Genomic DNA, 26,238 nt, shown 5'->3' on the forward strand with positions numbered 1-26,238 from the left:
CACTGGATATATATAGTCTAACTATTGAGATTTAATTAGAAGAATCCTTCACAACTTTTTTACCTAAAGTCATGGATAGCTGAGTCCCAATCATTAGGATCACGATAATTAGCATCCCTATAATAGAAGTATTAAAGTTACCACTGAAATCATAGATCCAGCCAATGAGCAACGGGCCGAAAGCTCCCATAATGTACCCCCCCATTTGTGTCATCGCTGACCAAGTCCCAGCTTCCTCAGCGTTACGAGTCTCTGTAATAGGCAACATCAATGCTAAAGGAAATAATCCTCCCGCTCCGATTCCTAAAAAAACTACAGCTAAAAGCATTGGAAACGGGAATAGAAGTAATACTAAACCGATAAGCTCAGATAAACTACAGAAAACAAGGAGCAATTTTAGTTTTCCAGTGCGATTAACGATATTTGGTACGAGTAAGGCAACTGGAATTTGAATCAAGGTAAACACAGTAAGAAAAACCGCAGAGTCTTGCTGGCTATAACCTAAGCTTAAGGCAATTGGTGCAAGCCAGGTCGTCATAGTGTAAAACATACTAGCCATTAAGCCAAAAAATAAAGTAAATTGAATTGCCTTCTTATTACGAAATGGTAACTTTGGTCGTAGAGTTTCATTACTGGAATGATGTTTTTTAGGAATAAAAGCCATCCACACAATCAGAGCCAACAATCCCAAAACAGTCCAGAATGATAAAGCAAATGGAAAATTCTGTTGACTCCGAGTATAGATTGGAATGGTAAGGCTAGAAGCAAGTGCAGCTCCTATCGTCATAGATACAGAGTAAATACTAACCACACCTGGTCTAGACGGAAAATACTTTTTTATAAAGCTGGACAATAAAGGTCCTGCCAAGCTGATCCCTAATCCACCTGCCAATGCAGTAGTTAGAAGTATAGTAACCGAACGATCAGAAACACGCAAAGCAGTTGCCAGTGTAATGAGGAGCAACGAAATAAAAATTGTGCGTTCTAGTCCATATCGTTGACTTAATTTTGTAGCAACTGGCGCAAAAATCCCCATACATAATACAGGTAAAGTAGTGAGAAGACTTGCCGTTACCGCACTAATGTCTAACTCTGATTGAATAATCCCCATCATGGAGGCAACAGATGTAATGATTGGACGTAAATTTAATGCAGCTAAAAATAAAGCGATAATATAAAATGTTTTTTTCATTATCTTTTCCTCCTGATTCTTGTTGAATAGTTATTGAAGTTATTATGAGTATAAATAATAAAAAACAATTGATCAATCCAATAATTTATATAATAATGATAGTAAAAAACTATGATAAAATAAAAGAAAGGGATTAAAAATGGATACGCGAAACATAACCTATTTTATGGCTGTTTTTGAACATCTACATTTTACAAAAGCGGCTGAGTTTTTAGGAATTTCACAACCTACCCTAAGTCAACAAATTCGTCTGCTTGAAGCCGAAGTGGGCATGCCACTTTTTGATCGAATAGGTAAGAAAGTAATTGCGACCGAAGCAGGAAGATTACTTTATGAATATGGTCTAAAAATGCTTCAAGCTGAGATGGATGCCAAGAAAGCGATTAAGGAATTGTTATCTGAACAGCGTGGCACAGTTAGACTTGGGGTATTGCCCTCCGACTTGGACTTTCAGCTTGTTCCACTTTTCGTTGAATTTAAGACGTTATATCCAGAAACTAAACTTCAAGCGTTCTCAACCATCTTTATTCGGGAAGAAGTGCTTGCTCATAAGGTTGATCTAGGAATTGGACTTCGTGGTCCTGTGGATAAACGACTGGCTCAAATTCCCCTCGGAAGCGAGCCTTACAATTTGTTTGTGGATTCAGCTAATGAATTGGCAGGTAGGGATGAGGTAACACTAGAAGAGTTAACGGGCCATGCTTTAGTCATGTACCCCAAAGGTTATTTAGGGAGAGATTTGGTTGATGACGTTTGCCATAAACATGGTTTTGAATTATCCACCGTGATGGAGGTTGGCTCCGCATCCTCGCTGCTTCAGTTAGTTTCTGCTGGTATTGGTGCTACCATTCAACCAAGAACATTGTTAAAACAGCATCCAGAATGGTCAAATATTGTATCGATTCCAATCGCAGAACCTACTCCCATTCGTCATTTAGAGCTAATATATTATTCAGACCGTTATATCAGCAAGGCACAACACCAGCTATCCCATTCGCTCATTGAGTTTTTCAAGTCTAGAACAGTTTAAAATTCACGTTAGATAAATAACAATGTATTGGATGAGGAGAAACCGTATGAATACCAAAGAACATGTGTACGCAATAACAGAACGACTAATTCTTCGGCAGTTTGCCTTGAAGGACATACAAGCTTTTTATCAATACCGAGCAGACCCTACTGTTGCTCGTTTTCAATCATGGGAAAATTTCACATATGAAGAAGCAGATTCTTTTGTAAGGTCTCAAAAAACGTTAATCCCAGATCAACCCGGAGGGTGGTTTCAATATGCCATTGCCTTGGCTGATTCTAACCAATTAATCGGAGATTGTGCAGTCCACACACTGGGAGCCGAACCTCGAATAGCGGAAATCGGCTTTACACTCGCGAGGGAGCATCAAGGTAAGGGATATATTCACGAAGCCCTTTGTGCTTTACTTGACTACATTTTTAGTACACTAAATAAGCATAAAGTCATTGCTTTCACAGATGTACGAAATGAAAAATCAATTTCAGCGCTAGCGCGTTTAGGAATGAGACGTGAAGGTCATTTGCTGCAAAATTATATGACAAAAGGGAACTGGGTTGATGAGTATCAGTATGCTATTCTTCAATCGGAGTGGTTAAGTAAAGATAACATAAAAACCAGTCATGGATAAATATTACCCAACGACTGGCAATCTGCTTTGTACAGGCAAACTACTTTGAAGCAGCCCTTTTATACCTCATCACTTTTTTATACATCGACTTATCTGACAGCTTGTTAAAAGCATAAGGATCGGGATTTGTATTCACTTCTATAATCCAAGGTATCCAGTAACGGTCAAATCCTATATCTAAGCCGATTTGCTGGATGCCAGGGTAACTTTTGTACAGATGTTTAGCAGTAGCCACCCCAATTTTATCTAACTGTTTTAAAACCTTCATGATATCTTGAGTTGAGAGATATTCACCAAGCAGCTTATCAACATCCGTAATTTTCCCACCACTATTATAATTCGTTACAATCTTTCCTGTATGCGCTATCCTTCCTAAAAAGCCAGTTGTCTCCCACACTCCTGTAGGACTTAATTGAACCATAACCCGTATGTCAAAACGCTTGTTTTTATATTTCATTAGGTGAATCCCTTTTTGTACCAAATAGCTTTTGTTATTAGTCTGATCTATTAGGGATTTAAACATTTGCTCGTAATTATCAAAGCTTCTTTCTTTAATACCAAGTTGATAAGTATAGTTGCCAATCCCCCGTTTCTCTACACGAATAACCCCTTTTCCGTGCGTTCCTTTTTCCGGTTTCACATACACCATCCCGTATAATTTAAGCATTGTATGCAGTGAAGCCTTTGACAGTTTTTCTGTATCTGGAATATAGGGTCGAACCTCATTACAGCCAAGAAGTACTTTGGTTTTAGTCCATTTGCTAACCACAAATCTACGCGGTTTTTGTTGTGCCATTCCCTGCTCTCCCTTCAGTTACCTTCAAACAGATCATATATCTTGATATTCTATTCAGAATAAAAGGAAGGAAGATAGGTAATCACCTTGCTTATAGTAAAATGGGTCTTACACTAACTCAATATACAACTCATTCATTATGAATTGGGTTCGGTATTCGCCTTCAGATAAATGGGTTTGAATGAAGCTCTGTACTTCACTTTGCTCAATCCCATACATCACTTCAATCTCTTTAGAAAACAACCTCTTATTATTCCGTAATAACTTGCTTAAACTTGGAACTGGCTTTGCTTGAATCTGTTCCTTACTTATTTTTTGTAATGCATCAATATACGTATCTATTGATCTAGCTCCTACAATTTTGACCCCTTTATTTTCTTCATTGACCATAATAATTGTTGGGAAACCACGGACACCAAGCGAAGCACTTTTTTCAAAATCTTGTTCCAGCAATTGTTGGGCAGACTGCGTTGAAGCTTCCTCCACAATTTGTACTCCATTCATCCCAAGCTGATTAACAATATCAACAAGAACTTCATCTTCGCCAATATTACGGTTGAACGCAAATACAGCTTCTCGTGCACGTCTTAAAAATTCAGCTTCCTTGCCTACCTTCTTACTTTCGATCACCTTATACACTCTAGAGGGGGGATAGGAAGACAAAATTGGATTAGTGAGCCACAGAGATCCATCAATAGGCATACGTGAATGTTGCCCTACCTCTTGCCAATGCTGAGCGACATCTGATGGCTGCTGAATCCCATTTGCTCCATCTGAAAAACCTTCCCAGCTAGCTAACAATCCACCCATAATTACTTCTATATTAAAGTATTGACCATATTGTTCAATAAACGAGTTTAATACTGGCTCAAGTGCCCAGCAATGTGAACAGATCGGATCTGTCGTATAATAAAGTGTTATTTTTTTCTCGATAACTTTAAAATCAATTTCTTGTATCGTGTCTTCATCTACAACTCCACAAACACCACTTTCTAGATCACACATCATGTTATGATTACTCATCATAGTCCCTCCTGTTTTTATTACTTATGTAGTATAATTATATGACTAGAATTCATATTAACAAGTACGATTATTTTTCTGACTAAGTATAAAAAATATACTATTGGAGTGATAACGGTGAAATATAATGTCAATTTAGAACAATTATGTCCTGCGACTTTTGCATTTCAAGTGGTTGGTGGCAAATGGAATCTACCTATATTAGCCATACTCAGTGAAAATGACACTATTCGGTATAATGAATTAAAAAGAAGTCTAAATGGGATTACAGGCACAATGTTAACGAATTGCTTAAAGGATTTAATTGACTACGGGGTTATTCATAGAGAGCAATACAATGAAGTTCCACCTAGAGTAGAATATTCCTTAACTGAAGCGGGCAAAAAGTTAGTTCCTTTAGTCGAATCTATTGTTGCCTGGGGGGAAAATAATATTCCTGTAGTAAAGTAATACAAAAAAGGCTATTGACATGAAAACCAACCTTTTTATCGGTCGAAATGTCAATAGGCCTTTTTTTATGACTATAATATTAAATTTTTATTTTTCATATTTTAGATTTCACTAGAAGTCGGTATATTACCATCTTGTTCTGTAGTTTTTGATTTCCCTAACTTCCAATTCTGAATCGAAGATACTTTTATTAGTGCTGGTAATAAGATTGGCATCGCAATAAAGCTTAATAAGGCTAATGCAACAACTACGACAAAAGCAACTTGAATCAATGTAAGTACACCTGAAGGAATTAACGCTGCAAACGTTCCTCCTAATATAAGTGCAGCAGAGATAACTACAGTTCCAATATGTCGAGAAGCCTTTATAATGCGCTCTGATGACTCTCCTTCTAATTCGTTATAACTCATCATCAAGAAAATGCTATAGTCTACACCAAGCGCTACGATCATAATAAAGCTAAAAAATGGTACGTTCCAGCTTAACAGATCAACGCCAAAAATATGCTTACTGATTAGCTCACTAATGCCAAGGCTTGAGAAATAAACTAATATTAAGGACAAAATGATAAAGATTGAGTTTTTAAATGATCTTGTAATGATCACAAGAACAATCATAATGCCCAACATCATAATGATGGCGGTACGGACAAAATCGCTTGTAGATATTTGCTCCAAATCGACGTTGCGAGCTGTAATTCCACCTATCGCTACAGTCGTATCACTTAATTCTGTGCCATTTAATGTCCCGTTAGCTTGAGCATATATTTCTTCAATAATTGGCATTGCTTGTCTTGAATAAGGATTTTGATCTAAAATAATGATCATTTTTGTTGTTCTCATCTCTGGTGACATATACATATCCAACGATTTCTTGAAATCTTGACCTTCAAGTGCTTCTTTGGTTATATAAAATTTTTCAGAGCTTTGGGAGGAGCTTAATTCTGCTAAATAATTTTGAGCCTCAGTTAGCCCCGAGCTTACTTTAGAAAGCCCATCAGTACTTTGCGTTAATCCAGATTGAAGCTCTCCCATCTTACCTTGCAGCTCATTTAGGCCAGAATACAACTGCTTTTGTCCTTCATTAATTTGGGTTAAGCCTGATTCCATCTGGGCAGATTTTTTAGAAATTTCCTTTAATCCGGTTACGCCTTGATTTAATCCTTTACTTAAATCAGCACTTCCACCCTGAAGCTTTTCAATACCACCATAGATTTGTTTCATTCCAGTATTCACTTGTAATAGAGATTCATTGGCGATTTTAAATGACTGCATCGCAGACTGATGTTGCTTTATTAGTTGATTAAATTGCGCAGATAATTGCGTTAGCTGCTCCTGTGCAGTTTTCGAAATTAATATCGTTTGATTTATATTATTATCGTTTGCAAGCTCCGGCTTTTCTGAAATTAAATTTTTCATCAGATTATCGATTTGTTGATAGCCTTGGGTCGCTCCTGACAATGCCTGAGCTATAGTTTGAAAGTATTGCTCATAAGTGTTTAGTCCATTTTCAAGCTGATGGTAGCCTTCATATAGTTGAGTGGTAGACTTAGACAATAAGTCGACATTTTGATTAAGTGAACTTAACCCTTCCTTAATTTGCTCCGCACCTGAAGCTCCACTACTGATTCCTGTTGAAAGCTGATCTAATGCACCTTTAAGCTTCGATACTCCATTTTTCATATCTGTTGTGCCCTGAATCATATCTTGAATCTTGGCAATATCATTAACTTGATTATTTTTGAATTGATTATCTGCACTAGTTATGCCTTCATTTATTTTGTTAATTCCATCATTCGCATCATTTAAACCAGTATTTAGTTGCTTCGTTTGATCGTTAATATATAGTTTTTTTATTTTTTCCGAGGTGGGTCTTGTCACAGAATATACCTCAGCAACCCCTTTGATTTTTGAAATTTTTTCTGTCAATTCGTCAATTTTTTGCAAATCGTTAGGTTGATTAAGTTCACCTTTTGCCTGAATAAAAAGGGTAGCGGGAGCTGAAAAGCCTGGAGAAAAATGATCCTCGATGACATTAACCCCTTGTTTTGATTCATATTTATCACTGACTTCCCAGAGATCATTAAAATTAAGATTACCTGTGTAATTAATGATGAAAGGCACTAAAAGAATCAGCACCAATAAAATCGAACGAATGGGACGTGCAATTGAGTTTTTGGCAAGCCAAGCCCATAGCTCACTTTCACCGTGGCTTTTAAATTTTTTAACAGGGAAAAATAGTTTCTTGCCTAATAACTCCATAAAAAATGCGTTTAAGGTTAATAAAACGAGAAGCAGCACACCGACACCAATGGCTACTGCAGAAGTAGATTGATATAATTTAAAGTTGGCAAGCCCTAAAGAAACAAAACCAATCAATACGGCAATACCGCTAAAAATGACTGTTTTTCCTGCCGATCGAAGCGTTGCGATGACTGCGTCTTTATTTGTCTGCCCTGAGCTTAGTTCCTCCTTGAATCTGGTATATAACAAAATGTTATAGTCTGTACCCACACCAAACAATACAACAACTAAAAATACCTGTGTAAAGCTAGAAAAAGGAAAGTTAAATGTGTTCACAAGATGTGCAACAACACTTAATGATACTAAATAGGACACCCCTACAGTAATAAGTGAAACAAGCGGTGCGACAGGTGATTTAAACACAAGGGTAAGGATAACAAGAATAAATATAATGGCGATAATCTCAGTTTTTTTAACGCCTTCTTGTGTTGAATTAGAAAAATCCAATTCGATTAAACTGCTACCTGTTAGGTAGGATTGGACATGATGATTTCCCTTCAATTGCTCATCTAAAAAATGTCGTATTTCAGCTTTGACTTCATTCATGTCATCACTTTTTAAAACTGAAAATTGCGTTAAAATAGTCGTGCCATCTTTAGAGGATAACTGCTTTTTTACTTCTTCATTATCTAGATGCGAAGTTATTTTTGTAATTCCTAATTTTTCCTTGTTATCTTTTAATGCTTGAATCGTAGCATTTATGACCTTATTCTGCTCGGCCTGTAGTGGCTGATCATTCCCACTATTAAACACTGCAATAATATCATAAACATCACTTTTTTCTGTACTCATCTCTTTAGTTAGTGAAATAGCCACGTTACTTTGTGCCGATTCTGGGAGCTTAATTTTCCCCTTTTCTCGAACTAACTGATCTAAGTCCGGCATCGTAGTTAAAGCAAAAATTGTAACCACAATCCACATAATAAAAGACAAGCTTCTCCAACCTGTTAATTTTCTCATCATGATTTCTCCTTCCAATTACAACTCTGATTTATTGATTTCCTCTATATTTTTAACCGAATGAATATTCATTCGAAATATAACAAGGCTAACGAATCAAATGATTCGAATAGCATCCCAAGCACTTTCAATTAGCTTCTCCAGCAATTCCTCAGAGTAGCTTAAATGACCTTTATTGATGAACTTAATTATCATCAAGATTGGACTATATACGATTGAAATGAGGACAGATGTGTCCATTGGACGGATATATCCAGCCCGTTTTCCCTTTTCAAGCGACTCATTAAAAAATGAAAGGAAGCGTTGAAAGCTTAATCGACTATGCTCGTCTAAATAATGTCCACTTTCATGAGAATTAATAAATAGAAAGGCATTTATGTTTTCCTTGGCGTAAGTAAACAAATGCTGATAAATATAAATAAACTGTTCTTCTAAAGTTTTGGTGTGAGGAAATTTGGAGATGAGCACCTCAGTAAGCTCTGTAACACAGTGAACAAAAAGACTATTCACTAACGCTTCTTTATTTTCATAATAATGATAAATGGTTCCAGCCCCAACCGCTGCCTGCTTAGCAATCATCGGGATTGTTGTTCCATCATATCCGCGTTCTGCAAATAGTTTTAATGCAGCTATAATAATATCTCCTTGCTTATCTTTAGACATTTTAATTACCTCATATTCGAATGAATTTTCATTCAAGAAGATAACATAAAAAAATAAATCCGTCAAATTAAACTTGTGGAACTGTATGGAACTATAGCTTTAGTGGGCTACAGCTCCATCATCTCCCTTTAAGTTAACAATTTACTTCTTTATCATCTGTTTACTTATTCAAATCGATAAGTCCAAAATGGCTCTCTGCCGAAGCGCTGAAGGCTTTGTTGCGTATCTATGGTCTGATTCCCAACAAGTTCTGCTGCCTGAAATTGAGAACGATGCGCCTGTATTGCTTTCATTTTTTTCCCAATGACTGTCTCTACATTCATTACGATGTCTGGTTTACCTATAGCCTGCTCATGATTGTTGGAAAATGCGACGCAATGTACTGTAGGTCTGTGTGTGGCTGGAAGATCACTTATAGCTGAAATAACCGCTGCTCCAGTAGCATCATGGTCGGGATGCACACTATAACCAGGGTAAAAAGTGATCACAAGCGCTGGCTTCACTTCATTAAGCAAATCAGTAATGATGTCCTGTAACCTTTTTGGATCTTCAAATTCAACCATCTTATCATGAAAACCAAGCATTCTTAAATCTTGAATGCCGATGGCCTTCACTGATTCCTCTAATTCCTTTTTACGAATTTGTGGCAACGTAACCCGGTTTGCAAAAGGGGGTATCCCCATATTTCGGCCCATTTCCCCAAGTGTCAGGCAAGCATAAGTCACCTTAGCACCACCCTCGATATACATCGCTAAAGTGCCTGCTGCGGCAAATGCTTCATCGTCTGGATGAGGAAATACAACTAAAATCGTTTTATCCTTATATTGTTCTTTATTCATCTGTATGTGATCCTCCGCTTTCATTTAAAACATCTCTTTGCTAAGCTGCAAAGCCACAACAAGCTTGCCTTGGCTATCATGACCAGCAAGTATTAACCGTTCCTTTTCCTGTTCATCCACATGAGTAAGTCCTTCTGCATACACCCAACCTTGCTCTGTTTTTAAACCCACTCGATAGGGACCTTGACCTGATATTGCTCCATTACTATATTGAATACGGGCATTTGTAATAAAAGCTGATCCTGGATGCTTGCTACTGTCTCTATGATTCGCATAAGCACCAGACGTTACCTCAAGATGTATGTACAACTCTTGATTAACAAGCTGATCGATTACAGACTGGATGACTTGGGGCTGTATTGGCTGCATAGTAGCCTCCTTTTAATAATAAGTTCTATAAAATTCATCACGAACTCTATTTTAGCATAGGTATGCAAACATTAATATTTTTTTGAGTACCTATCATTTTTTCATAAAATAACAAGATAACAGAAAAAAGCACGCACCAGCTTAGCTAATGCGTACTTGTTCATTCATTCCTATTACTTATATTAAGCTACTGTAACCGTAACATTCACGTTGCCCTTGATTGCTTTGGAATATGGGCAATAATCATGAGCGAGCTTAACATATTTATTTGCTGTCTCTTCATCTAATCCTTCGATTTTCACTTCTAATTCAACCTCTAATTTTACACCATTATCAGCTGGATCTGTTTTAAGCATGACCGTTGCAGTCACAGTGCTTTTTTCAATTTCCACATTACTTTTTTTGAGTTGATATTCTAAAGCCGAGTTAAAACAAGCACTATACCCTGCTGCAAATAACTGCTCAGGATTCGTTGCCGTTGTTTGTTTTCCGCCAAGCTCAGGTGGTGTAGCTACCTCTAACATAAACACACTATCTGGGGATTGAACAACACCTGAACGACCACCCGTATTGCTAATTGTTGTTTCATACAATGTTTTCATCATTATCGTCTCCTTATCAATAAATCAAGCTTTGATTTAATATTTTACACAATATAACCTTTAACAATTAAATTGTATACAATTAATAAGAAAATGTAAAGCATTTTTTAGAACGTAATTTTTTTCAACTTTCAAATGTTACCTTTCCTAAAACCAGCACGAATTATACCTAATCACTCTATATTCGGTTCACATTAAGTATTTGCCACTTGGGAATCAGGAACACTCCAGTCGATGATTATCCCTGCATACGTAAGCCCACCACCAAAACCTACTAAAGCTAAACGTTGTCCTTTTTTTAGCTTCCCTTCATCAACTGCAAGCTGAATCGCTAGAGGAATTGACGCTGCTGATGTATTTCCACGGCATTCAACACTTGTTAATGTCCGTTCAATTGGAATTACTCCACGTTCACACATCGCTTCAATCATTCTAAGATTCGCACTATGAGGCACAAACCAGTCAATTTGCTCTGGCTGTAAATTTGCTAAATCCAACATTCGTCTTAATTGCTCAGGGACAGTACGAATTGCCCATTTGTATACTTCCCTGCCATTTTGAACAAGCTTTCCTTCACCTTGAAGGGCAATATCATTCATGACAGAAGATAGACCAGCACTATAGACATGAATTCCACCTTCACCTTGCGTTCCTGAAACGGCAGTAATAAAGTCGCCCTGTTCTTCCGTTTTTTCAATTAGAAAAGCCCCAGCGCCATCCCCAAACAAAATACAAGTCGTTCGATCAGTATAATCTGTAATCTTGGATAACGTCTCAGCGCCAATCACTAACACTTTGCGATACATTCCACTCGTTATTAATCCATTGGCTAATTGAAGGCCATACGTAAAGCCTGCACAAGCTGCATTTAAATCAATCGCTCCAGTTGCCATAATTCCTAGCTTGGCTTGTACTCTAGCTGCTGTGCTCGGAAATGCATATTCTGGTGTACTTGTTGCCACTAAAATCATATCTACATCAGAGATATCTACTTGATAGCGAGTTATCATATTCTTTACAGCTAAAACGGCAAGGTCGGATACAAATTGATCCTGTTCAGCTATTCTCCGCTCTCTCATTCCTGTACGCTGTACAATCCACTCATCATTTGTGTCCACTAGCTTTTCTAAATCTGCATTACTTAATATTTTAGTTGGTACATAGGTGCCCATCGCTGTAATTTTCGCCTTAGAAATAATCATCTCTACCTTCACCTCATTGGTTTTATTTGTTTTTTATAGTATAGCACTAAGTCTTAGTATCTGGTACTAAAATTTGATTAAATTTTTAAATTTCTTTCTACTTAAAGCAAATCAACGGAATAAAAAGCTAAAAATAAAAACAGGCTTTAATCGCCTGTCTTAGTATTAGTTAATATGGGCTAGTTAAACATGTAAAATAAAATGCTGTACCACAATCGAAGTGACCGCAAGAATGAGCCAACAGATGAAGCCTAGCGTAATCGACTTCCCCCCACTCTTCAATAGCTTAACCACATTAGTATTTAGTCCAATCGCCACCATTGCCATTGTAATGACGAATTTACCACACTGGGCAAGTACGCTTCCAAATCCCGCGGGTAAAGCCACAAAAGTATTGATGATTGAAGCTAGCACAAAACCAACAATAAACCATGGAAAAATACGAGCAAGGCTATAACTGTTTTTGGGCCCATTCTCTTCTTTTTGATCATGACGTGATTTTTTACTCATGATGATGGCAAGCACAATCGTAATCGGAACGATCATCAGCGTTCTTGCAAGTTTTACGATAACAGCTAGGTCCCCTGCTGGATCGCTATACGTATAACCCGCAGCGACAACGGAGGATGTATCATTAATAGCAGTTCCCGCCCATAACCCAAAACTGTAATCACTCATCCCAAGTAGATGTCCCAGAAAGGGAAATAAAAAAGCGGCAATCACATTAAATAAAAATATAGTAGAAATGGAGTGCGCGATCTGCTCCTCGTTTGCCCCAATAACAGGTGCTGTAGCCGCAATAGCAGATCCGCCACAAATGGCAGTGCCCACACCTACTAGCGTAGTCGTTTTCCATTCAATTCTTAATTGTTTTCCCACCAACCAAGCCGTGAGACACGTAGCTAGTAATGTGAAGACCATTAACAAGATGGTCTGCTTCCCAGCTGCAATCACATGATATAAGTTCATATCAAAGCCAAGCAAAATGATGGAATATTGTAATAGCTTTTTCGATGTGTATGAAATACCGCTTTGCAGAAGTTGTGGCCGTTTCCAAAAAGCAAGCAACATACCAAACAATATCCCTAATACTGGACCCCCAACGATCGGAAAAGCTTTTCCGATGAGCCATGCAGGAATTGCAATCATTGCGGTCAATGTAATCCCTGGTAGCTTATTCATTATTTTATTCATCGTTCTCTCCCCTTCGATGCTTATCATACTCCTTGACAAGAAATAAGTGAAACATTATTATCTTATGGATATCATAAGCCTAAACGTGGAGGTACTAAAATGAACGAAAAAGAAAAGGCACTTAAAGGGTTACTATATGATGCTAATAACGACCCGTTGCTAATACAGGAACGAATAAAGGCAAAGGATCTATGTCATACATACAATCAACTGCTACCTTCAAATGTACAAGCTCGAAAAGAAATCATTACTGCATTGTTTGGGAAAACAGAGGAAACCTTCTGGATTGAACCTTCTTTTTGGTGTGATTATGGCTATAACATTGAAATCGGAAACAACTTTTATGCAAACCATAATTGTGTCATTTTAGATTGTGCGAAAGTAACGTTTGGCGACAATGTGTTTATCGCACCTAATTGTGGTTTTTATACCGCAGGACATCCTATTGACGTGGAGCAACGTAATGCTGGCTTAGAATATGCTTATCCAATTACTGTTGGAAGCAATGTTTGGTTTGGTGGAAATGTGATCGTCATGCCTGGGGTAACCATTGGGGATAATTGTGTCATTGGTGCTGGAAGTGTCGTTACGCGTGATATTCCATCAGGTGTAATTGCAGTGGGCAATCCATGCCGAGTTTTACGTGAAATTACCGAAGAGGATCGCAATAAATATAAATTAAAATAAGGCTCTAAATAAAAAAAGTGGTTGCCTAAGGAAGAGCTACGTTGCAGAGAGTGGCTTCAACCGCTGTTAAGGTCCCATTTCTTTTATAACAGGTATGAGATTAGATAGAAATGTGACCATAAAGGCGGTCGCTATCGCTTTTCCACCATCTCTCTGCCCCTTCGCTTGCTTGAGGTGTTGTCAACCACTAATTTAAATAAAGAGCCTTAAATAATAGCCCTTATCTCTGAATCAACATAAAAAAACGGTACTGGATAAAGCTGTCCTCTTTGCACTCATTTGCAAAGGATAGCTTTCGATTTAACAATCGCCATGTACCGTTTTTTTCTATAAATTAGTCTTAAATTAGTCTAACACCGCAGTAATATGCTCTGTTGTCACTGCCCAATGTGACGCTGTCCAATATTTTGCATTGTCTTTTACATATAGGATTTGTGGTGATTCATGCTTCACGTTCAAATCCTCCGCAATTTTATTGGATACAGGTCTAGATTCAATGACTTTAACTAGAAAATAATCTGTATCCTCATTTGGATTGCCATTTAAATAGGCATCGTATTCTTTAAGTGCGTTAGAGCTAACTGGACAAGTTGTGCTATGCTTTAAAATCACTTGGCCTCGCTCTGATGACTTATTTAAAATCTCATTCCATTCTTGTTCTGTTGTAATTTCTGTCCATTTTACTGACATAAAATTTCCTCCTTTACGACATACCCTAAAATTCAAAACATGATCGTTATCAAGCGTACCACGTCAGTATCGCTAACTCAATATTTATTTAGAATTTAAAGTATGTGTAACGGACTATTGCTCCATACAAGCACCATAACTTAATCTTTCCTTAGTATTGCCTTACTTCGCTTTAACGCTGTTATATTTTAATCGTGCCGCTTCTGTGGCTTTAACCATATTAGCTAATGCCGCTACGGTTTCATCATATTTTCTTGTTTTAAGCCCACAGTCTGGATTAATCCAGAACAAAGCTGGGTCAAGAACACGTAATGCCCGATCAATCATCACTGTCATTTCCTCTACACTTGGGACACGTGGACTATGAATGTCATAAACGCCTAAACCAATTCCTTTATCATAATGATAGCTTTCAAAGCTACTAATTAACTCGCCATGACTACGGGACGTCTCTATTGAAATTACATCGGCATCCAAAGCGCTAATGTCATCAATAATATCGTGGAATTCACTATAGCACATATGGGTATGAATTTGGGTCTCATCCTGTACTGTTGCTGTCGATAATTTAAAGGCACGGACTGACCAGTTCAAGTATTCCGCCCATTGCTCTCGCTTGAGTGGCAAGCCTTCACGAAGTGCGGGCTCATCTACCTGAATCATGCCAATACCTGCATTTTCAAGTGCTTCTACTTCCTTTTGTAGTGCAAAGGCGATTTGATAAGCCACTTCTTTACGCGGAATATCGTCACGTACAAACGACCAGTTTAAAATGGTAATTGGACCTGTCAGCATACCTTTTACAGGTAACTTCGTTAACGATTGTGCAAACACTGTTTCTTTTACGGTCATTGGCTGGGACAAATCTACATCCCCATATATCACAGGCGGTTTTACACAACGTGAACCATAGGATTGAACCCAACCATTGGAAGTAAATGCAAAGCCCTCAAGCTTTTCTCCAAAAAACTCCACCATATCTGTGCGTTCAAATTCCCCATGCACAAGTACATCTAAATTCAACTTTTCTTGCTCCTCAATCCAAAACTTAATTTCATTCTCGATGAAGGAGTTATAGCGCTCCTCACTCCATATCTTTTTACGCCATTTTTGTCTAGCTGCACGTACCTCTGGCGTTTGCGGGAAGCTACCAATCGTTGTAGTAGGTAATAAAGGTAGCTTGAACTTTTGTTCTTGAAGCTTTCTCCGCACCTCTGCTTTGCTTTTACGATTGCTTTGCTCATCCGTTAAATTCGCTACAAGAGCATGAACAGACTTCACATCTCGAGAAGGTGATTGTGCTAAGGTATCGCGTCTTTTAGCCACATCGATCAGTTGAGACTCAATGACTGCTTCCCCTTCATTAATCCCTTTTGTTAAAGTAACAATCTCAGTCAATTTCTCATCTGCGAATGACAGTGCATCACGCAAAACTGGATCTAGCTTTGTTTCTCCAGCCGTGGTTACTGGTACATGTAATAAGCTGTTAGAAGGTGCAATAATAATTTGTGCTGCATATTGGTTTAATTCTTTTAGTAGCTTTAATTTCTGATGCAAATCTGCCTTCCAAATTCCTCGCCCATCAATTACACCCGCACTTAGCACTTTACCTGCTGGAAAACCAAATTTTGAAATGGCTGCTAAGTTTGCGCCACGATCATGTACAAAATCGAGTCCAAGTCCATGAACTGGCAGCCCAGTCACAAACTCATAATCATCTACAGCTTCAAAATAAGTTTGGAGTAAAATGTTGAGGCTAGAAACGGAATTAGTTAAATAATTATAAATATGTGTGATATGCTTTTTATCATCATTGGATAAGGATGTGGTAATAATCGGCTCATCGATTTGAATCCATGTTACGCCTTCTGCTTGTAGTTCTGTAAGTACCTGTGCATATAATGGAAGCAATTGCTCAATCCATGCACCAAGCTCCTGTTGCTCATAGCCTTTGGACAGCTTTAGTAACGTATATGGGCCTACTAATACTGGACGACCCTCAATATTTAGCTCTTGCTTCGCTTCACGATATGCAGTAAGTAGACGGTTTTCAGTTAAAACCGGCTTAATTCCTTTTAACTCTGGCACGATATAATGGTAGTTGGTGTTAAACCATTTAGTCATTTCTCCAGCCGTCGCCTTTGTATTCCCACGTGCAATATCATAATACGTCGCTAGGCTAACCTTTCCCCCGTTATACTCAAAGCGTGCTGGAATTAATCCAAACATCACTGCCGTATCTAAAATATGATCGTAATACGTAAAATCACCAACAGGGATAATCTCAATGCCTTGCTCCTGTTGCTTTTTGAGGTTTTGTAGTCGGATTTGCTTGAGCTGTGCATGAAAATCTGCCTCTTCTAGCTTTCCTGCCCAAAAGGCTTCAAGTGCTTTTTTCCATTCTCTGTTTTGACCAATACGTGGATATCCTAAGTTACTGCTTTTCATGTCGCTTCTCTCTCCTTCAACAAAGTTGATAGTTTTTTTCTATACACATTGCCATCCATTTTTCTTCCATTTTGCTATTCATAAAATATTTTTTGAATTTCTGTTTTTTGGTTAAATATTTGTTAATAAAAAGATAACATAAATAGTTTTGCTTCATATAACTCCTATTTGCTATAGCCAGTCATAACCTAGAACTATATGATCGGAGACAACGTAATAGACAAAATGAATAATCAGTGTTGTGCATGTGTAAGATGTAAATATATGCTATTTATCTGTGAAGGAGGAAAAACAAATGAATACACAAAAACCAATTGTATTACGCATCTTGGTCACCCTTTTTTATATTGGAATGATTGTTGTTAATGCCCTTTCTGTTCTTTTACCACTCAACAACCTCACACCACAGCAGGTATCGGATTCCTATCCTAATTTGTTTGCACCTGCAGGTCTTACCTTTTCGATCTGGGGCGTCATTTATGTATTACTAGCGGGCTTTGTCCTATATCAATGGGGATTGTTTAATCGTGGGTCCAAAATAAGCGATGAGGTATGGAGACAGGTAAGGATTTGGTTTATCATCAATGCAGCCGCCAATATGGGTTGGTTATTTGCATGGCATTATAAACAAATTGGTTTATCCGTCATCATTATGCTCATTTTATTAATCACATTAATTAGAATTGTGACTTTGTTAACGAAACAGTCCTTATCTACAAAGGATTATATATTTGTACGGTTGCCCTTTAGCGTTTATTTTGGCTGGATCACAATTGCAACGATTGCCAATATTACAGCATGGATCGTTAGCCTACAGTTAGATTTCTTCCAAAGTCATCAGGTGCTCTGGACGATTATTATTTTAATCGTTGGTTTATTACTGGGGTCAACAGTCATTCTAAAAAATCATGACATCCCCTACGGACTTGTGATGGTATGGGCCTATTACGGAATTTTAGTAAAACACCAATCACCAGATGGATGGAATAATCAATATCCAGCAATTAAGACAACCGTGATTATTTGTATTGTAGCCTTTTTAGCGGTGATCGTTTATCAAATATGGAGAAGTCTTAGATCTAACCGTCAGGCGTAAAATAGTCGGGCGTATTCAAATAATAAATTCATCTAAATGACACAGCATTTTGGGACAAATCGAGCTACGATATAGTTAATATTTAGAATATTTAGCTACAAACATTGGAGGAAACCATGTCAACACGACGTTCGTTCAAAAGATTATGTATTTTATTATTAACTATATCTACACTCACCGCATGTCAGGCACAACCGCAAGCTGGGGGGAAGAAGCCACATGTAAAGGAAATGAATTTGTATGTAGCAACAGACCTTCATTATCTTTCCCCTACCCTACATGATAATGGTCAAGCTTTTCATGAATACATTGCGGCAGGAAATTCAAAGCTGTTAAATTACAGTGATCAACTGACTGATGCGCTAGTAGATACCGTCATTCAAGACAAACCCCAAGCACTTATTTTAAGTGGAGACTTAACGAATAACGGGGAAAAAAGCAGTCATGTGGATTTAGCCAAAAAGCTTAAGCGTGTACAAGACTCAGGTACGCCTGTCTATGTCATTCCTGGAAACCATGATATTTCTAACCCTTGGGCAAGAAAGTTCAAAGGCGACGGACAATATAAAACCCCTTATATTTCACCAGAGGATTTTGCCAATATATATGAGGATTTTGGCTATCGTACTGCCTTAACTAGAGATAAGGATTCATTAAGCTATGTTGCTGAGGTATCTGATGATTTATGGCTATTGATGTTAGATACATCTAGATATGACAATAACGTGATGATGAATATCCCTCAAACCGATGGACAGCTTGGAAAAGGCACACTAAAGTGGGTTCAACAATACAGTGAGCAGGCAAAGAAAAAAAACATACAAATCATTACCGTCATGCATCATAATTTGTTGGATCACAGTGATTTGCTTGATGGTGGATTTACGTTAAATAATGCGGATGAATTAACCCCTATTTTGCAAAATAACAATATTCCACTCGTTTTATCGGGTCACATTCATATTCAGGATATTGCGACAAATGGCAAGATTTTTGATATAGCAACAAGTGCAAACAGCGTATACCCACACCATTATGGTAAAATCCATTATAATGCAGATACATTGCAGCTTACATACACTGCAGAGCAAACACCTGTTGCGAAATGGAGTAAAGAAAAAGGGATAAGCAATCCTGACCTAAACAATTTTGACACCTATGCACATCACTTTTTTTATGAAAACTCTTCTAAACGTATCGCCAAAACGCTAGATAAATTGCCTTATTCTATGGAGGATCGACAGGACATGGCGAAGGTATCATCAGCCGTTGACTTGTTATATTTCTCTGGTGCTGATCCTTCAAAAGAATTGCTGCAATCTAAAGGTCTCACTCTATGGGAGCAAGCTGCAGACGATGTGGGGTTCTCTAAAAAATATGTGTTAGACCGAATTCACTCAGGTAAGGTAAGTAACTTTTTATCCTTAACTATACCAAAAAAGGAATAGCGAATTTCGTTATTCCTTTTTTATTTGGCTAGTTTTTTATTTGCCAACGGATGAAATAAATTCAATCTCAGGATAGGTTTTTGTTATATTTGAAAGTGGGAAACTCACTTTATCCCTTAAGGATTTATGTTGTGATGATTGGGATTTCAAGGTCTGATCAAAAAAGCGAATAATAAGTTCATTAACAATTTCAGAACTTCGTTTTCCATCAATCTTTCCTGTCATACCTGTATAACTCAACAAACGAGAAAATAATTGAAGATCAGTATAATTATAATGCTCTGCTCCTTTTATATTAACAGCATATCCACCTTTTTGAATTGTATCAACGATAACTTTTCTTTCCCTTTTCAAATTTTCTAGGGCATCCTTTGGTATATTTGTATTTTTAGCTAGCTCAAAACTACTTATTGCAAGAAAATCTGAAACCATGAACAAAAATGGCTTGTTTTCTTCGTTTTTTCTATTTGTATTTATTAACGTGCCGTCCATATTAATACCACTACGTAACTCTGGAATTAAATGAATTGCCTCAAAGGCAACTGCTCCTCCAAACGAATGCCCCATAATTCCAACTTTGTTCAAATTCAATAGTTGCTTAAATTGTTTTGCTCCCTTTACATCACCACTATTTATGCGTTTTATTTGTTGAACCATATATTTAATATCTTCTATCCATACTTCTCCCAGCTTCATCGCATCTTCCTGAAAATGATCTTCAGACAACGGCGTCAGAAAAGATGTAACCTTGTTATCTGGAAATAAAGTAGCCGCACTGCTATAGGTGTGGTCCATAGCTAACACGATGTAACCATGACTCGCCAAATTTTCTGCTTGTGATGTATGTAGCATTCTCATCGTGCCAAGTCCATGACTCATAAGAATAACGGGATAAGGCGCATCAGTACGTAATATCTGTGCTTCAGAATATGAATTTGCACCAATGTATTTCCAATACTTTAGTGTAAATCCTGGAATACCAAGTGAATTCGCAAACTGGGTAGTTATCGCTGTGAAAGATTGATCATTCATCATAAACAAATAATCTTTATTCGCCTTTGGCGCTTCAGCAGGATACCATACTTGCACCATTAACTCTCGCTTGTCATCAGGATCATCGGTGAAAGTTTCAGCACGGGTAGAGTCAACAAAATGGAAGGTCTGAGTTCCAATGGTGTATTTCCCTGTAGGGGGAGGTAGATTAAATATTGGCAATGCAATAGATAAAAAGGCACTAAGTATTATAAGGAAGATAAGTAGTATATAGCCAGTGTAGCGCCAGAGCAAGTGCACCTTATCCACTTTAATTAATTTTTCAAATTTATTAATCCTTAAATGTTTTACAAGCTTTAATACATGAAGCAATAACAAAATTCCAGTCGCGACATATAGGGGAAGCAGCGTCCATCTATAGCCTTCGATGAAAAGATGAGTTAACAACATAGTAAACAAAATGGTGGATCCAATAAGTAAATATTTTAAGTATTTCTTGTGCTTTGGCTGGAACCAAAACAAATAAATAATCATAATAAAATCAATACAGATCAGACTTATTTCTAATATTCGCAACTCGTATCCCTCATCTCCTTATAAATCAGTCCATAATTTAAGGACTTCAATTAAGTGTAAAGCATTCACTTTAAAATAAAGGAGAAGCTTAGATTAAATTCTGTTTAAATTTTGTTTAATTAACGCTTGAAAAATTATAATCTAAAATTTAAAATTTTCACTTATACAGGATACTACTTCAAATATAAATGATTATCCTACCCGCGGTATTTCTATGCTTAACATCGCTTGCTTCTTCTGCTCATCATTCACATGTGTATAAATCATCGTAGTTTCAATCGAAGCGTGCCCCATCAATTCCTTCACAATCCGAATATCTACACCTTTGTTTAATAGCATCGTTGCAAAGGAATGTCGTAATTTATGACATGATAGCTTTAGATCCCCTAATTCTGGTCGTTGTTTTTTAAAAATAGCAAAGGTTTCATTTGTGATTTTCTGAATTTGCCTTATCGACAAGCGTTGTCCTTTTTGTGAAACAAAAAAAGCTTCCTCCTTTTGACGATGAGGTGTTATTCGACTCGCTTCTACCTCCGTTAAGTATTGGATCAGCAAATCAGGCAAAGGAATTTCATTCCACTTCCTCCCCTTACCTAACACTTCAATCGTTCCTTTTGATTTTTTGAAGCTGTCTAGGTTAAGTCGATGTACCTCCCCTACACGTAACCCGCAATACCCCATAAGCAAAAAAATAGCAATATTACGTGACCGATAGCGCCCCTTTATATATCCAATCACTTCAGTGAGCTCCTGCTCTTCTAAATAGATAGGTTTTCTGTTTTTTTCTGTTTTAGACTTTTTGACCTCCATAGCAGGATTACGAGTCGCTAGCTCAAAATCGATGAGCGCAATATAAAATGTGCGCAAGGCAGACAATGTGCGATTACGTGTTTTATCTCCAGCTTGGCCTTGCTTCTTCACCAAAAAACTAATTACATCCATTTTAGTTACAAGCTGTACTGCTTTATCTTGTAGTGACTCTAAAAAAGCCAGTACCTCCCGTTTATACTCCTTTTGAGTCGTCAGGGTGTATCCAGATTGTTTCATCCAAATATCGAAGGCGCGTATTGGTTCTTCGTACAATTGTTCCAATTCATAATTTTTGGCCATGTGCTGATCTCAGTCCTTAATTTGCGTATTTTCTAGTAGTGAATAATCTATTTTACTTTTTTTGTGTATATCAATAGAAATATGTATATATTTATCGTAATTTAGCACAATCTCTTATCCATTTTATCATATAAAAATCGCTTAAAACAAAAAGTGCGCAAAATACTGATTTTGCGCACTTTTTATAGTGTAAAAATGACCTATAATTCATAGTAAACTATACTAAAGGATTAAAATTAACATATTATATATTATGTAAACTTTTATTCAAAACGCAAATCACACATATAAAAGTACTATGCAAGAACTAACTAGACCTACTTTATATGCGTGATTATGAAGTTTATACTTTATCCACTCCTCTTCCCTGCTAGGAGTTGGGGATAATAACAATACTAATGTGGCTAGGAGTATTGCCAGAACCCAGCAATTGGGTTTAAATCAGAAGAAGGATCTGATAAATGAGCAAATAAATATAATGCACCAAAACTAAATGGATAGTCCGTATCATCTAGAAAAGAATCTGGATACCCGTCCTCATCGATTTGCAACAAAAAATCAAATTTATGTTTTTTGAGTTCAGTAAAATAGTACTCCTCATCCTGAATTAATCTTGGAGTACTACCAAGCTTAATCAAAAAAGGTTGGTCAAAAAACTCACTATCCTTTATAATTTTGTCCAATACAATAGAATGCCTACTAAATCCAAAATTAGTAAAATGATTGTGTATACTTTCTTCGCTAACTGGATGTTCAAAGACCTGAATGGAACAGTTTGGGTAAATATTATTTTCTAAATACTCATCATATTTTTTAGGAACAAAAATAGAAATCATACGTTTATTTTCAAAGGGATGCATTAAACATAAATAAAAATAATGATCTACTCCATTTCCGTTTATCATTTCTTGCTTGTCATCAAAATAATTTGGTGCATTTCCACCCATCCAGCCTTGGCTCTCCGCTGTGTGCGAAACAGCTTGAAAAATCATGCAATGTGTTTGATCTAAAAATAACTCATTAAAATTTTTCATTTACGTACATAAAACCCCCTTCTAGCAAAATTAATAGTTTTTTTATTTATATACATGCTTTAACCAATCCATCATAAATGCGAACCCATTTTGAAAGCAATATTTATAATTCAAACCATTTATGCGACATAAAAATTATTATGTAAACTTAATGTCATGAAATAATAATTTCACTTCATATTTCTTAATTACACAACAAATATCAAAACAAAAAGAAGCCTCTCTTTTATAATGAAATAGGAAGGTGATTCATATGAATGAACATGTACAAGTGATGATTGATTGGATTGAGACACGCTTAAAGGATATCTTTTCATTAGAGAAATTAGCAAATCATATGGGGTATTCACCCTACTATTGTTCTTTTAAGTTCCATCAAACGACAGGTGTTAGTATTAGACGTTATATTTTGCTTCGTAGATTATTTATGTCCACACAAGATTTAGGAGATGGTAAAAAAATAATAGATATTGCGTTAGATTACAATTATTCATCGCAAGAGGCCTACAGCCGCGCTTTTAAAGCTATGTTTGGGGTCAGTCCTAAGCAATTTATGCGGCAACAGTTGCCGATCCAATCATTTATGAAGCTTTCTATTCAAAGTAATGAGGAGGATTTAATATTGAGATCTAGAAAAGCTGAGGTATTAAAATTGCAGGACAAGCAAGGTGAGTTATTTGACTATGATGTTCTTAATATTTTAAATGGACAAGTCATGTATGAGGAATTTAGGGACCAGAAGTTGATGGGAAACTCAGATTATGCCCCTTTTAATGAAGCGATGTGTGTTCATGCAGCCACTTCAGACATTTTTAATGAGCAATTTATTACGGTAAGAGCAGAAGGTCATCATAGCTCTGTTGAAGAGTATACAACAAAAGTAATCGAGCCACTTCGTAACCTTTCTCAAAAAAATTACTCCTATATTGTATTATGGTTTGGCGAAGACATGTTTTGTCAGATCAACCTACTGACTTTACTTGCTTATCTAGAGCAGATAGATTATAAGGGTACTGTATTTTTAAATAACTTTCGAGAAGATGAGTTCAAAGTAAATCAAACTGAGCTTACGCTAGGGGAATATAATAACATCTATCAACAAGTCGTAGTTAACCATCAACAGCCGTCATTTAAGTCATTTAAGCCAATCCCAGTTATATATCAAGCTATAAATTTGTATTTAGAGATGTTACAAGAGGAGAATCCAGTGAGTAAATACATTCATCAACACATAAATGTACCAACCACTGAGCTACTCCCGCAGTTGTTTCGGCTATTTCCGAATATTGGATATGGGGATCTTCAGTATATTGAGCTAATTAATAAATTCAAAAAGTCAGATAATTAGATATTATCGTCTATCACGCCTATTAATTAACCATAATTATACAGAATTCCGTTGGTTTAATCGCATATGAAACTCAAGTATTTCTTTCGATATTTCTGATGGGAAGTAGTCCCAGGTCAATATAGTGATTTTGTTAGGTCTTTCCACACTTTTACTTTGTACCTTTCATTAATGGAATCAATATCGTAAAAATCCTTGCCGCATAATATTACAGACTGTTGCAGAAATAAACGGAGCAGCAAAGTTATGACATTTAACGAGAGCACTAACTAGTTTCTCGTCCTTTAAAATATATCAACAACTACTTACAACCTCTATATTATGAATGGTTGTATCTTTATAAAAAAATTGTAGCGCAAATTGTTCCATGTGTAAGCTCATCTTTATTAAAACTATTGCTTATCAAGCAGACATCTTCCTCTTTTACTTGATAGGTATTTAATTCAGAAGGGATAAAATATTCATTGATTCCAGCATCAATAATTACCACACGATTAGTCATCACAAGACTCCTTACCTTAAACACAAGTCCTTCCCAAATAAGATGGAAAGGGCTTGTATAATTTAATAATCAACTTTTATTATTAAGATTAATTTCTACTTCTTGATGAACTATGTGGCACAGAGCTAATACTACTACTAAGTTTACTGTTGGTAGATGCTTTAGGATATGACTTACTGCAACCACAGAAACAATCACAAATACATATGCAACCAGAAGCCATTAAATCAAAATATGTTTCAATTGTGTTAGTAACATCATAATTTTTTTTAGATAATCTACTCATTGTTATCACCTCCCTTCATGCGAATATTTGAAGTCAGTACTAGTTATATATTTCACATATAGTGGTTTGAATCAGCTAATGAATTAAAGTTGGATTGAATAAAAAATTAAAAATCGCCCATAAAGGTATAAAAGAGAGCTAAATTTAGCTCCCTTTTTCGTTAATTAAATCTGTAAGTTAACTATGCCATTCCGTTTTTAATATCGCATATTGATAAGAATCAAGCCATATCGGCATTTCGTTATCATCTCTTTTAAAATAAACATTTTCTAAAAACAAACCTTCTCGCCTCATTTGGAGACGTTCAAGCAATTTCCAAGAAGAATCATTTTGGGGGCTACAGTGAGCTAAAATCCTTCTTGCTCCTAAATTTGTAAAAGCATACTCAACTAATGCCTTTGCACTCTCCGTAGCATAACCTATACCCTGATACTTCGAATTGAATACATAACCTAGTTCCCAAGTATCAAATTCCCCTTTAGCAAGATACAGGTTTCCAATTATCTTTTGATTATCCTTAAGCTTCTCCTTTAAACAAACTGCATAAAAGGATTCATCCTGCGATCTTCTCATTGCTTCCTCTATCGCCTGATTTTCTGAAAAGGTATCATAAGGCTCAAATTTAACAACTTCTTCATCTGACAAATATTCATATAGATCCTTCCAATCATTTGGGTTAAAACTACGGATCACTAATCGGTCTGTTACAATTTCCTCCATAACGAAGCTCCTTCCCTATTCCTGCTTGCTTCATACCCAACGATTAACT

The 26,238-nt window shown here is 36.7% G+C and carries 24 protein-coding genes; 7 read left to right on the forward strand and 17 right to left on the reverse strand.

Going from position 1 to position 26,238, the window contains the following annotated elements:
* Nucleotides 1-31: 31 nt before the first annotated feature.
* On the reverse strand, nucleotides 32-1,192 hold the full coding sequence (locus tag J2Z32_RS02970) for an MFS transporter (protein WP_210087670.1): 1,161 nt from the start codon (nucleotides 1,190-1,192) through the stop codon (nucleotides 32-34).
* A gap of 139 nt (nucleotides 1,193-1,331) precedes the next feature.
* Between J2Z32_RS02970 and J2Z32_RS02975 the strand changes: the two genes are divergently transcribed.
* Both J2Z32_RS02975 and J2Z32_RS02980 read left to right on the forward strand, forming a co-directional pair.
* The gene (locus J2Z32_RS02975; RefSeq protein WP_210087671.1) at nucleotides 1,332-2,222 is read left to right on the forward strand and encodes a LysR family transcriptional regulator; all 891 of its coding nucleotides are present in this window, start codon (nucleotides 1,332-1,334) and stop codon (nucleotides 2,220-2,222) included.
* Nucleotides 2,223-2,268: 46 nt separating this feature from the next.
* Nucleotides 2,269-2,850 carry a GNAT family N-acetyltransferase gene (locus J2Z32_RS02980; RefSeq protein ID WP_210087672.1) on the forward strand — a complete coding sequence of 194 codons (582 nt, stop codon included), beginning with the start codon at nucleotides 2,269-2,271 and terminating at the stop codon, nucleotides 2,848-2,850.
* A gap of 40 nt (nucleotides 2,851-2,890) precedes the next feature.
* On the opposite strand, the gene J2Z32_RS02985 is transcribed toward J2Z32_RS02980, so the two are convergent.
* Entirely contained in the window at nucleotides 2,891-3,646 is a 756-nt protein-coding gene (locus J2Z32_RS02985) for a YheC/YheD family protein (protein WP_210087673.1), read from the reverse strand.
* Between the two features lie 108 nt (nucleotides 3,647-3,754).
* Nucleotides 3,755-4,669 (reverse strand): DsbA family oxidoreductase, encoded by a 915-nt coding sequence (locus J2Z32_RS02990; protein WP_210087674.1) that lies wholly within the window; start codon nucleotides 4,667-4,669, stop codon nucleotides 3,755-3,757.
* A gap of 117 nt (nucleotides 4,670-4,786) precedes the next feature.
* Between J2Z32_RS02990 and J2Z32_RS02995 the strand changes: the two genes are divergently transcribed.
* Entirely contained in the window at nucleotides 4,787-5,119 is a 333-nt protein-coding gene (locus J2Z32_RS02995) for a winged helix-turn-helix transcriptional regulator (protein WP_210087675.1), read from the forward strand.
* A gap of 101 nt (nucleotides 5,120-5,220) precedes the next feature.
* Here J2Z32_RS02995 and J2Z32_RS03000 read toward each other — a convergent pair whose 3' ends face one another.
* From J2Z32_RS03000 to J2Z32_RS03030, 7 genes are all read right to left on the reverse strand, one after another.
* On the reverse strand, nucleotides 5,221-8,382 hold the full coding sequence (locus J2Z32_RS03000; protein ID WP_210087676.1) for an MMPL family transporter: 3,162 nt from the start codon (nucleotides 8,380-8,382) through the stop codon (nucleotides 5,221-5,223).
* 96 nt (nucleotides 8,383-8,478) lie between these two features.
* Nucleotides 8,479-9,045, reverse strand: coding sequence for a TetR/AcrR family transcriptional regulator (locus tag J2Z32_RS03005; RefSeq protein ID WP_210087677.1), 567 nt, complete (start codon nucleotides 9,043-9,045; stop codon nucleotides 8,479-8,481).
* Between the two features lie 164 nt (nucleotides 9,046-9,209).
* Complete coding sequence (gene bshB2 / locus J2Z32_RS03010; protein WP_210087678.1) at nucleotides 9,210-9,884, reverse strand: bacillithiol biosynthesis deacetylase BshB2; 675 nt, start codon at nucleotides 9,882-9,884, stop codon at nucleotides 9,210-9,212.
* A gap of 24 nt (nucleotides 9,885-9,908) precedes the next feature.
* A complete protein-coding gene (locus J2Z32_RS03015) occupies nucleotides 9,909-10,253 on the reverse strand; it encodes a YojF family protein (RefSeq protein WP_210087679.1) in 345 nt (114 codons plus the stop codon).
* A gap of 182 nt (nucleotides 10,254-10,435) precedes the next feature.
* Nucleotides 10,436-10,855, reverse strand: coding sequence for an organic hydroperoxide resistance protein (locus J2Z32_RS03020; protein ID WP_210087680.1), 420 nt, complete (start codon nucleotides 10,853-10,855; stop codon nucleotides 10,436-10,438).
* A gap of 194 nt (nucleotides 10,856-11,049) precedes the next feature.
* Nucleotides 11,050-12,057, reverse strand: coding sequence for a ketoacyl-ACP synthase III (locus J2Z32_RS03025; protein WP_245251138.1), 1,008 nt, complete (start codon nucleotides 12,055-12,057; stop codon nucleotides 11,050-11,052).
* 183 nt (nucleotides 12,058-12,240) lie between these two features.
* Nucleotides 12,241-13,251, reverse strand: a complete 1,011-nt coding sequence (locus tag J2Z32_RS03030; RefSeq protein ID WP_210087681.1) for a YeiH family protein — start codon at nucleotides 13,249-13,251, stop codon at nucleotides 12,241-12,243.
* Nucleotides 13,252-13,350: 99 nt separating this feature from the next.
* Here J2Z32_RS03030 and J2Z32_RS03035 point away from each other — a divergent pair, with 99 nt between their 5' ends.
* Nucleotides 13,351-13,938 (forward strand): sugar O-acetyltransferase, encoded by a 588-nt coding sequence (locus J2Z32_RS03035; protein WP_210087682.1) that lies wholly within the window; start codon nucleotides 13,351-13,353, stop codon nucleotides 13,936-13,938.
* Between the two features lie 345 nt (nucleotides 13,939-14,283).
* Here J2Z32_RS03035 and ytxJ read toward each other — a convergent pair whose 3' ends face one another.
* Complete coding sequence (gene ytxJ / locus J2Z32_RS03040) at nucleotides 14,284-14,628, reverse strand: bacillithiol system redox-active protein YtxJ (protein WP_210087683.1); 345 nt, start codon at nucleotides 14,626-14,628, stop codon at nucleotides 14,284-14,286.
* A 162-nt stretch (nucleotides 14,629-14,790) separates the two neighbouring features.
* On the reverse strand, nucleotides 14,791-17,076 hold the full coding sequence (metE, locus tag J2Z32_RS03045) for a 5-methyltetrahydropteroyltriglutamate--homocysteine S-methyltransferase (RefSeq protein ID WP_210087684.1): 2,286 nt from the start codon (nucleotides 17,074-17,076) through the stop codon (nucleotides 14,791-14,793).
* 295 nt (nucleotides 17,077-17,371) lie between these two features.
* Here metE and J2Z32_RS03050 point away from each other — a divergent pair, with 295 nt between their 5' ends.
* Both J2Z32_RS03050 and J2Z32_RS03055 read left to right on the forward strand, forming a co-directional pair.
* On the forward strand, nucleotides 17,372-18,172 hold the full coding sequence (locus J2Z32_RS03050; protein WP_210087685.1) for a tryptophan-rich sensory protein: 801 nt from the start codon (nucleotides 17,372-17,374) through the stop codon (nucleotides 18,170-18,172).
* Between the two features lie 116 nt (nucleotides 18,173-18,288).
* The gene (locus J2Z32_RS03055; protein WP_210087686.1) at nucleotides 18,289-19,620 is read left to right on the forward strand and encodes a metallophosphoesterase; all 1,332 of its coding nucleotides are present in this window, start codon (nucleotides 18,289-18,291) and stop codon (nucleotides 19,618-19,620) included.
* Nucleotides 19,621-19,656: 36 nt separating this feature from the next.
* Here J2Z32_RS03055 and J2Z32_RS03060 read toward each other — a convergent pair whose 3' ends face one another.
* From J2Z32_RS03060 to J2Z32_RS03070, 3 genes are all read right to left on the reverse strand, one after another.
* A complete protein-coding gene (locus J2Z32_RS03060; RefSeq protein WP_210087687.1) occupies nucleotides 19,657-20,985 on the reverse strand; it encodes an alpha/beta hydrolase family protein in 1,329 nt (442 codons plus the stop codon).
* Nucleotides 20,986-21,381: 396 nt separating this feature from the next.
* A complete protein-coding gene (locus tag J2Z32_RS03065) occupies nucleotides 21,382-22,299 on the reverse strand; it encodes a tyrosine-type recombinase/integrase (protein WP_210087688.1) in 918 nt (305 codons plus the stop codon).
* Nucleotides 22,300-22,703: 404 nt separating this feature from the next.
* Nucleotides 22,704-23,333: a hypothetical protein gene (locus tag J2Z32_RS03070; RefSeq protein ID WP_210087689.1), complete on the reverse strand. Its 630-nt coding sequence runs from the start codon at nucleotides 23,331-23,333 to the stop codon at nucleotides 22,704-22,706.
* A 253-nt stretch (nucleotides 23,334-23,586) separates the two neighbouring features.
* On the opposite strand from J2Z32_RS03070, the gene J2Z32_RS03075 reads away from it, so the two are divergent.
* Nucleotides 23,587-24,681: a helix-turn-helix transcriptional regulator gene (locus J2Z32_RS03075; RefSeq protein WP_210087690.1), complete on the forward strand. Its 1,095-nt coding sequence runs from the start codon at nucleotides 23,587-23,589 to the stop codon at nucleotides 24,679-24,681.
* A 337-nt stretch (nucleotides 24,682-25,018) separates the two neighbouring features.
* Here the strand turns inward: J2Z32_RS03075 and J2Z32_RS03080 are convergent, their stop codons facing one another.
* Entirely contained in the window at nucleotides 25,019-25,183 is a 165-nt protein-coding gene (locus J2Z32_RS03080; protein WP_210087691.1) for a hypothetical protein, read from the reverse strand.
* Between the two features lie 463 nt (nucleotides 25,184-25,646).
* Complete coding sequence (locus J2Z32_RS03085; protein ID WP_245251141.1) at nucleotides 25,647-26,189, reverse strand: GNAT family N-acetyltransferase; 543 nt, start codon at nucleotides 26,187-26,189, stop codon at nucleotides 25,647-25,649.
* Nucleotides 26,190-26,238 lie beyond the last annotated feature (49 nt).

It is taken from the genome of Paenibacillus turicensis (genome assembly GCF_017873435.1).
GTDB classification, from domain to species: Bacteria; Bacillota; Bacilli; order Paenibacillales; family Paenibacillaceae; genus Fontibacillus; species Fontibacillus turicensis.

Bases quoted from the DNA above. Each gene is read 5' to 3' on its own strand.
- ytxJ (WP_210087683.1), bottom strand. From the start codon at position 14,628: ATGTCAGTAAAATGGACAGAAATTACAACAGAACAAGAATGGAATGAG.
- J2Z32_RS02980 (WP_210087672.1), top strand. From the start codon at position 2,269: ATGAATACCAAAGAACATGTGTACGCAATAACAGAACGACTAATTCTT.
- J2Z32_RS03055 (WP_210087686.1), top strand. From the start codon at position 18,289: ATGTCAACACGACGTTCGTTCAAAAGATTATGTATTTTATTATTAACT.
- J2Z32_RS02985 (WP_210087673.1), bottom strand. From the start codon at position 3,646: ATGGCACAACAAAAACCGCGTAGATTTGTGGTTAGCAAATGGACTAAA.
- metE (WP_210087684.1), bottom strand. From the start codon at position 17,076: ATGAAAAGCAGTAACTTAGGATATCCACGTATTGGTCAAAACAGAGAA.
- J2Z32_RS02975 (WP_210087671.1), top strand. From the start codon at position 1,332: ATGGATACGCGAAACATAACCTATTTTATGGCTGTTTTTGAACATCTA.
- J2Z32_RS03025 (WP_245251138.1), bottom strand. From the start codon at position 12,057: ATGATTATTTCTAAGGCGAAAATTACAGCGATGGGCACCTATGTACCA.
- J2Z32_RS03015 (WP_210087679.1), bottom strand. From the start codon at position 10,253: ATGCAGCCAATACAGCCCCAAGTCATCCAGTCTGTAATCGATCAGCTT.
- J2Z32_RS03085 (WP_245251141.1), bottom strand. From the start codon at position 26,189: ATGGAGGAAATTGTAACAGACCGATTAGTGATCCGTAGTTTTAACCCA.
- J2Z32_RS03020 (WP_210087680.1), bottom strand. From the start codon at position 10,855: ATGAAAACATTGTATGAAACAACAATTAGCAATACGGGTGGTCGTTCA.
- J2Z32_RS03050 (WP_210087685.1), top strand. From the start codon at position 17,372: ATGAATACACAAAAACCAATTGTATTACGCATCTTGGTCACCCTTTTT.
- J2Z32_RS02970 (WP_210087670.1), bottom strand. From the start codon at position 1,192: ATGAAAAAAACATTTTATATTATCGCTTTATTTTTAGCTGCATTAAAT.
- J2Z32_RS02990 (WP_210087674.1), bottom strand. From the start codon at position 4,669: ATGAGTAATCATAACATGATGTGTGATCTAGAAAGTGGTGTTTGTGGA.
- bshB2 (WP_210087678.1), bottom strand. From the start codon at position 9,884: ATGAATAAAGAACAATATAAGGATAAAACGATTTTAGTTGTATTTCCT.
- J2Z32_RS03070 (WP_210087689.1), bottom strand. From the start codon at position 23,333: ATGAAAAATTTTAATGAGTTATTTTTAGATCAAACACATTGCATGATT.
- J2Z32_RS03030 (WP_210087681.1), bottom strand. From the start codon at position 13,251: ATGAATAAAATAATGAATAAGCTACCAGGGATTACATTGACCGCAATG.
- J2Z32_RS03080 (WP_210087691.1), bottom strand. From the start codon at position 25,183: ATGACTAATCGTGTGGTAATTATTGATGCTGGAATCAATGAATATTTT.
- J2Z32_RS03065 (WP_210087688.1), bottom strand. From the start codon at position 22,299: ATGGCCAAAAATTATGAATTGGAACAATTGTACGAAGAACCAATACGC.
- J2Z32_RS03035 (WP_210087682.1), top strand. From the start codon at position 13,351: ATGAACGAAAAAGAAAAGGCACTTAAAGGGTTACTATATGATGCTAAT.
- J2Z32_RS03075 (WP_210087690.1), top strand. From the start codon at position 23,587: ATGAATGAACATGTACAAGTGATGATTGATTGGATTGAGACACGCTTA.
- J2Z32_RS03005 (WP_210087677.1), bottom strand. From the start codon at position 9,045: ATGTCTAAAGATAAGCAAGGAGATATTATTATAGCTGCATTAAAACTA.
- J2Z32_RS03000 (WP_210087676.1), bottom strand. From the start codon at position 8,382: ATGAGAAAATTAACAGGTTGGAGAAGCTTGTCTTTTATTATGTGGATT.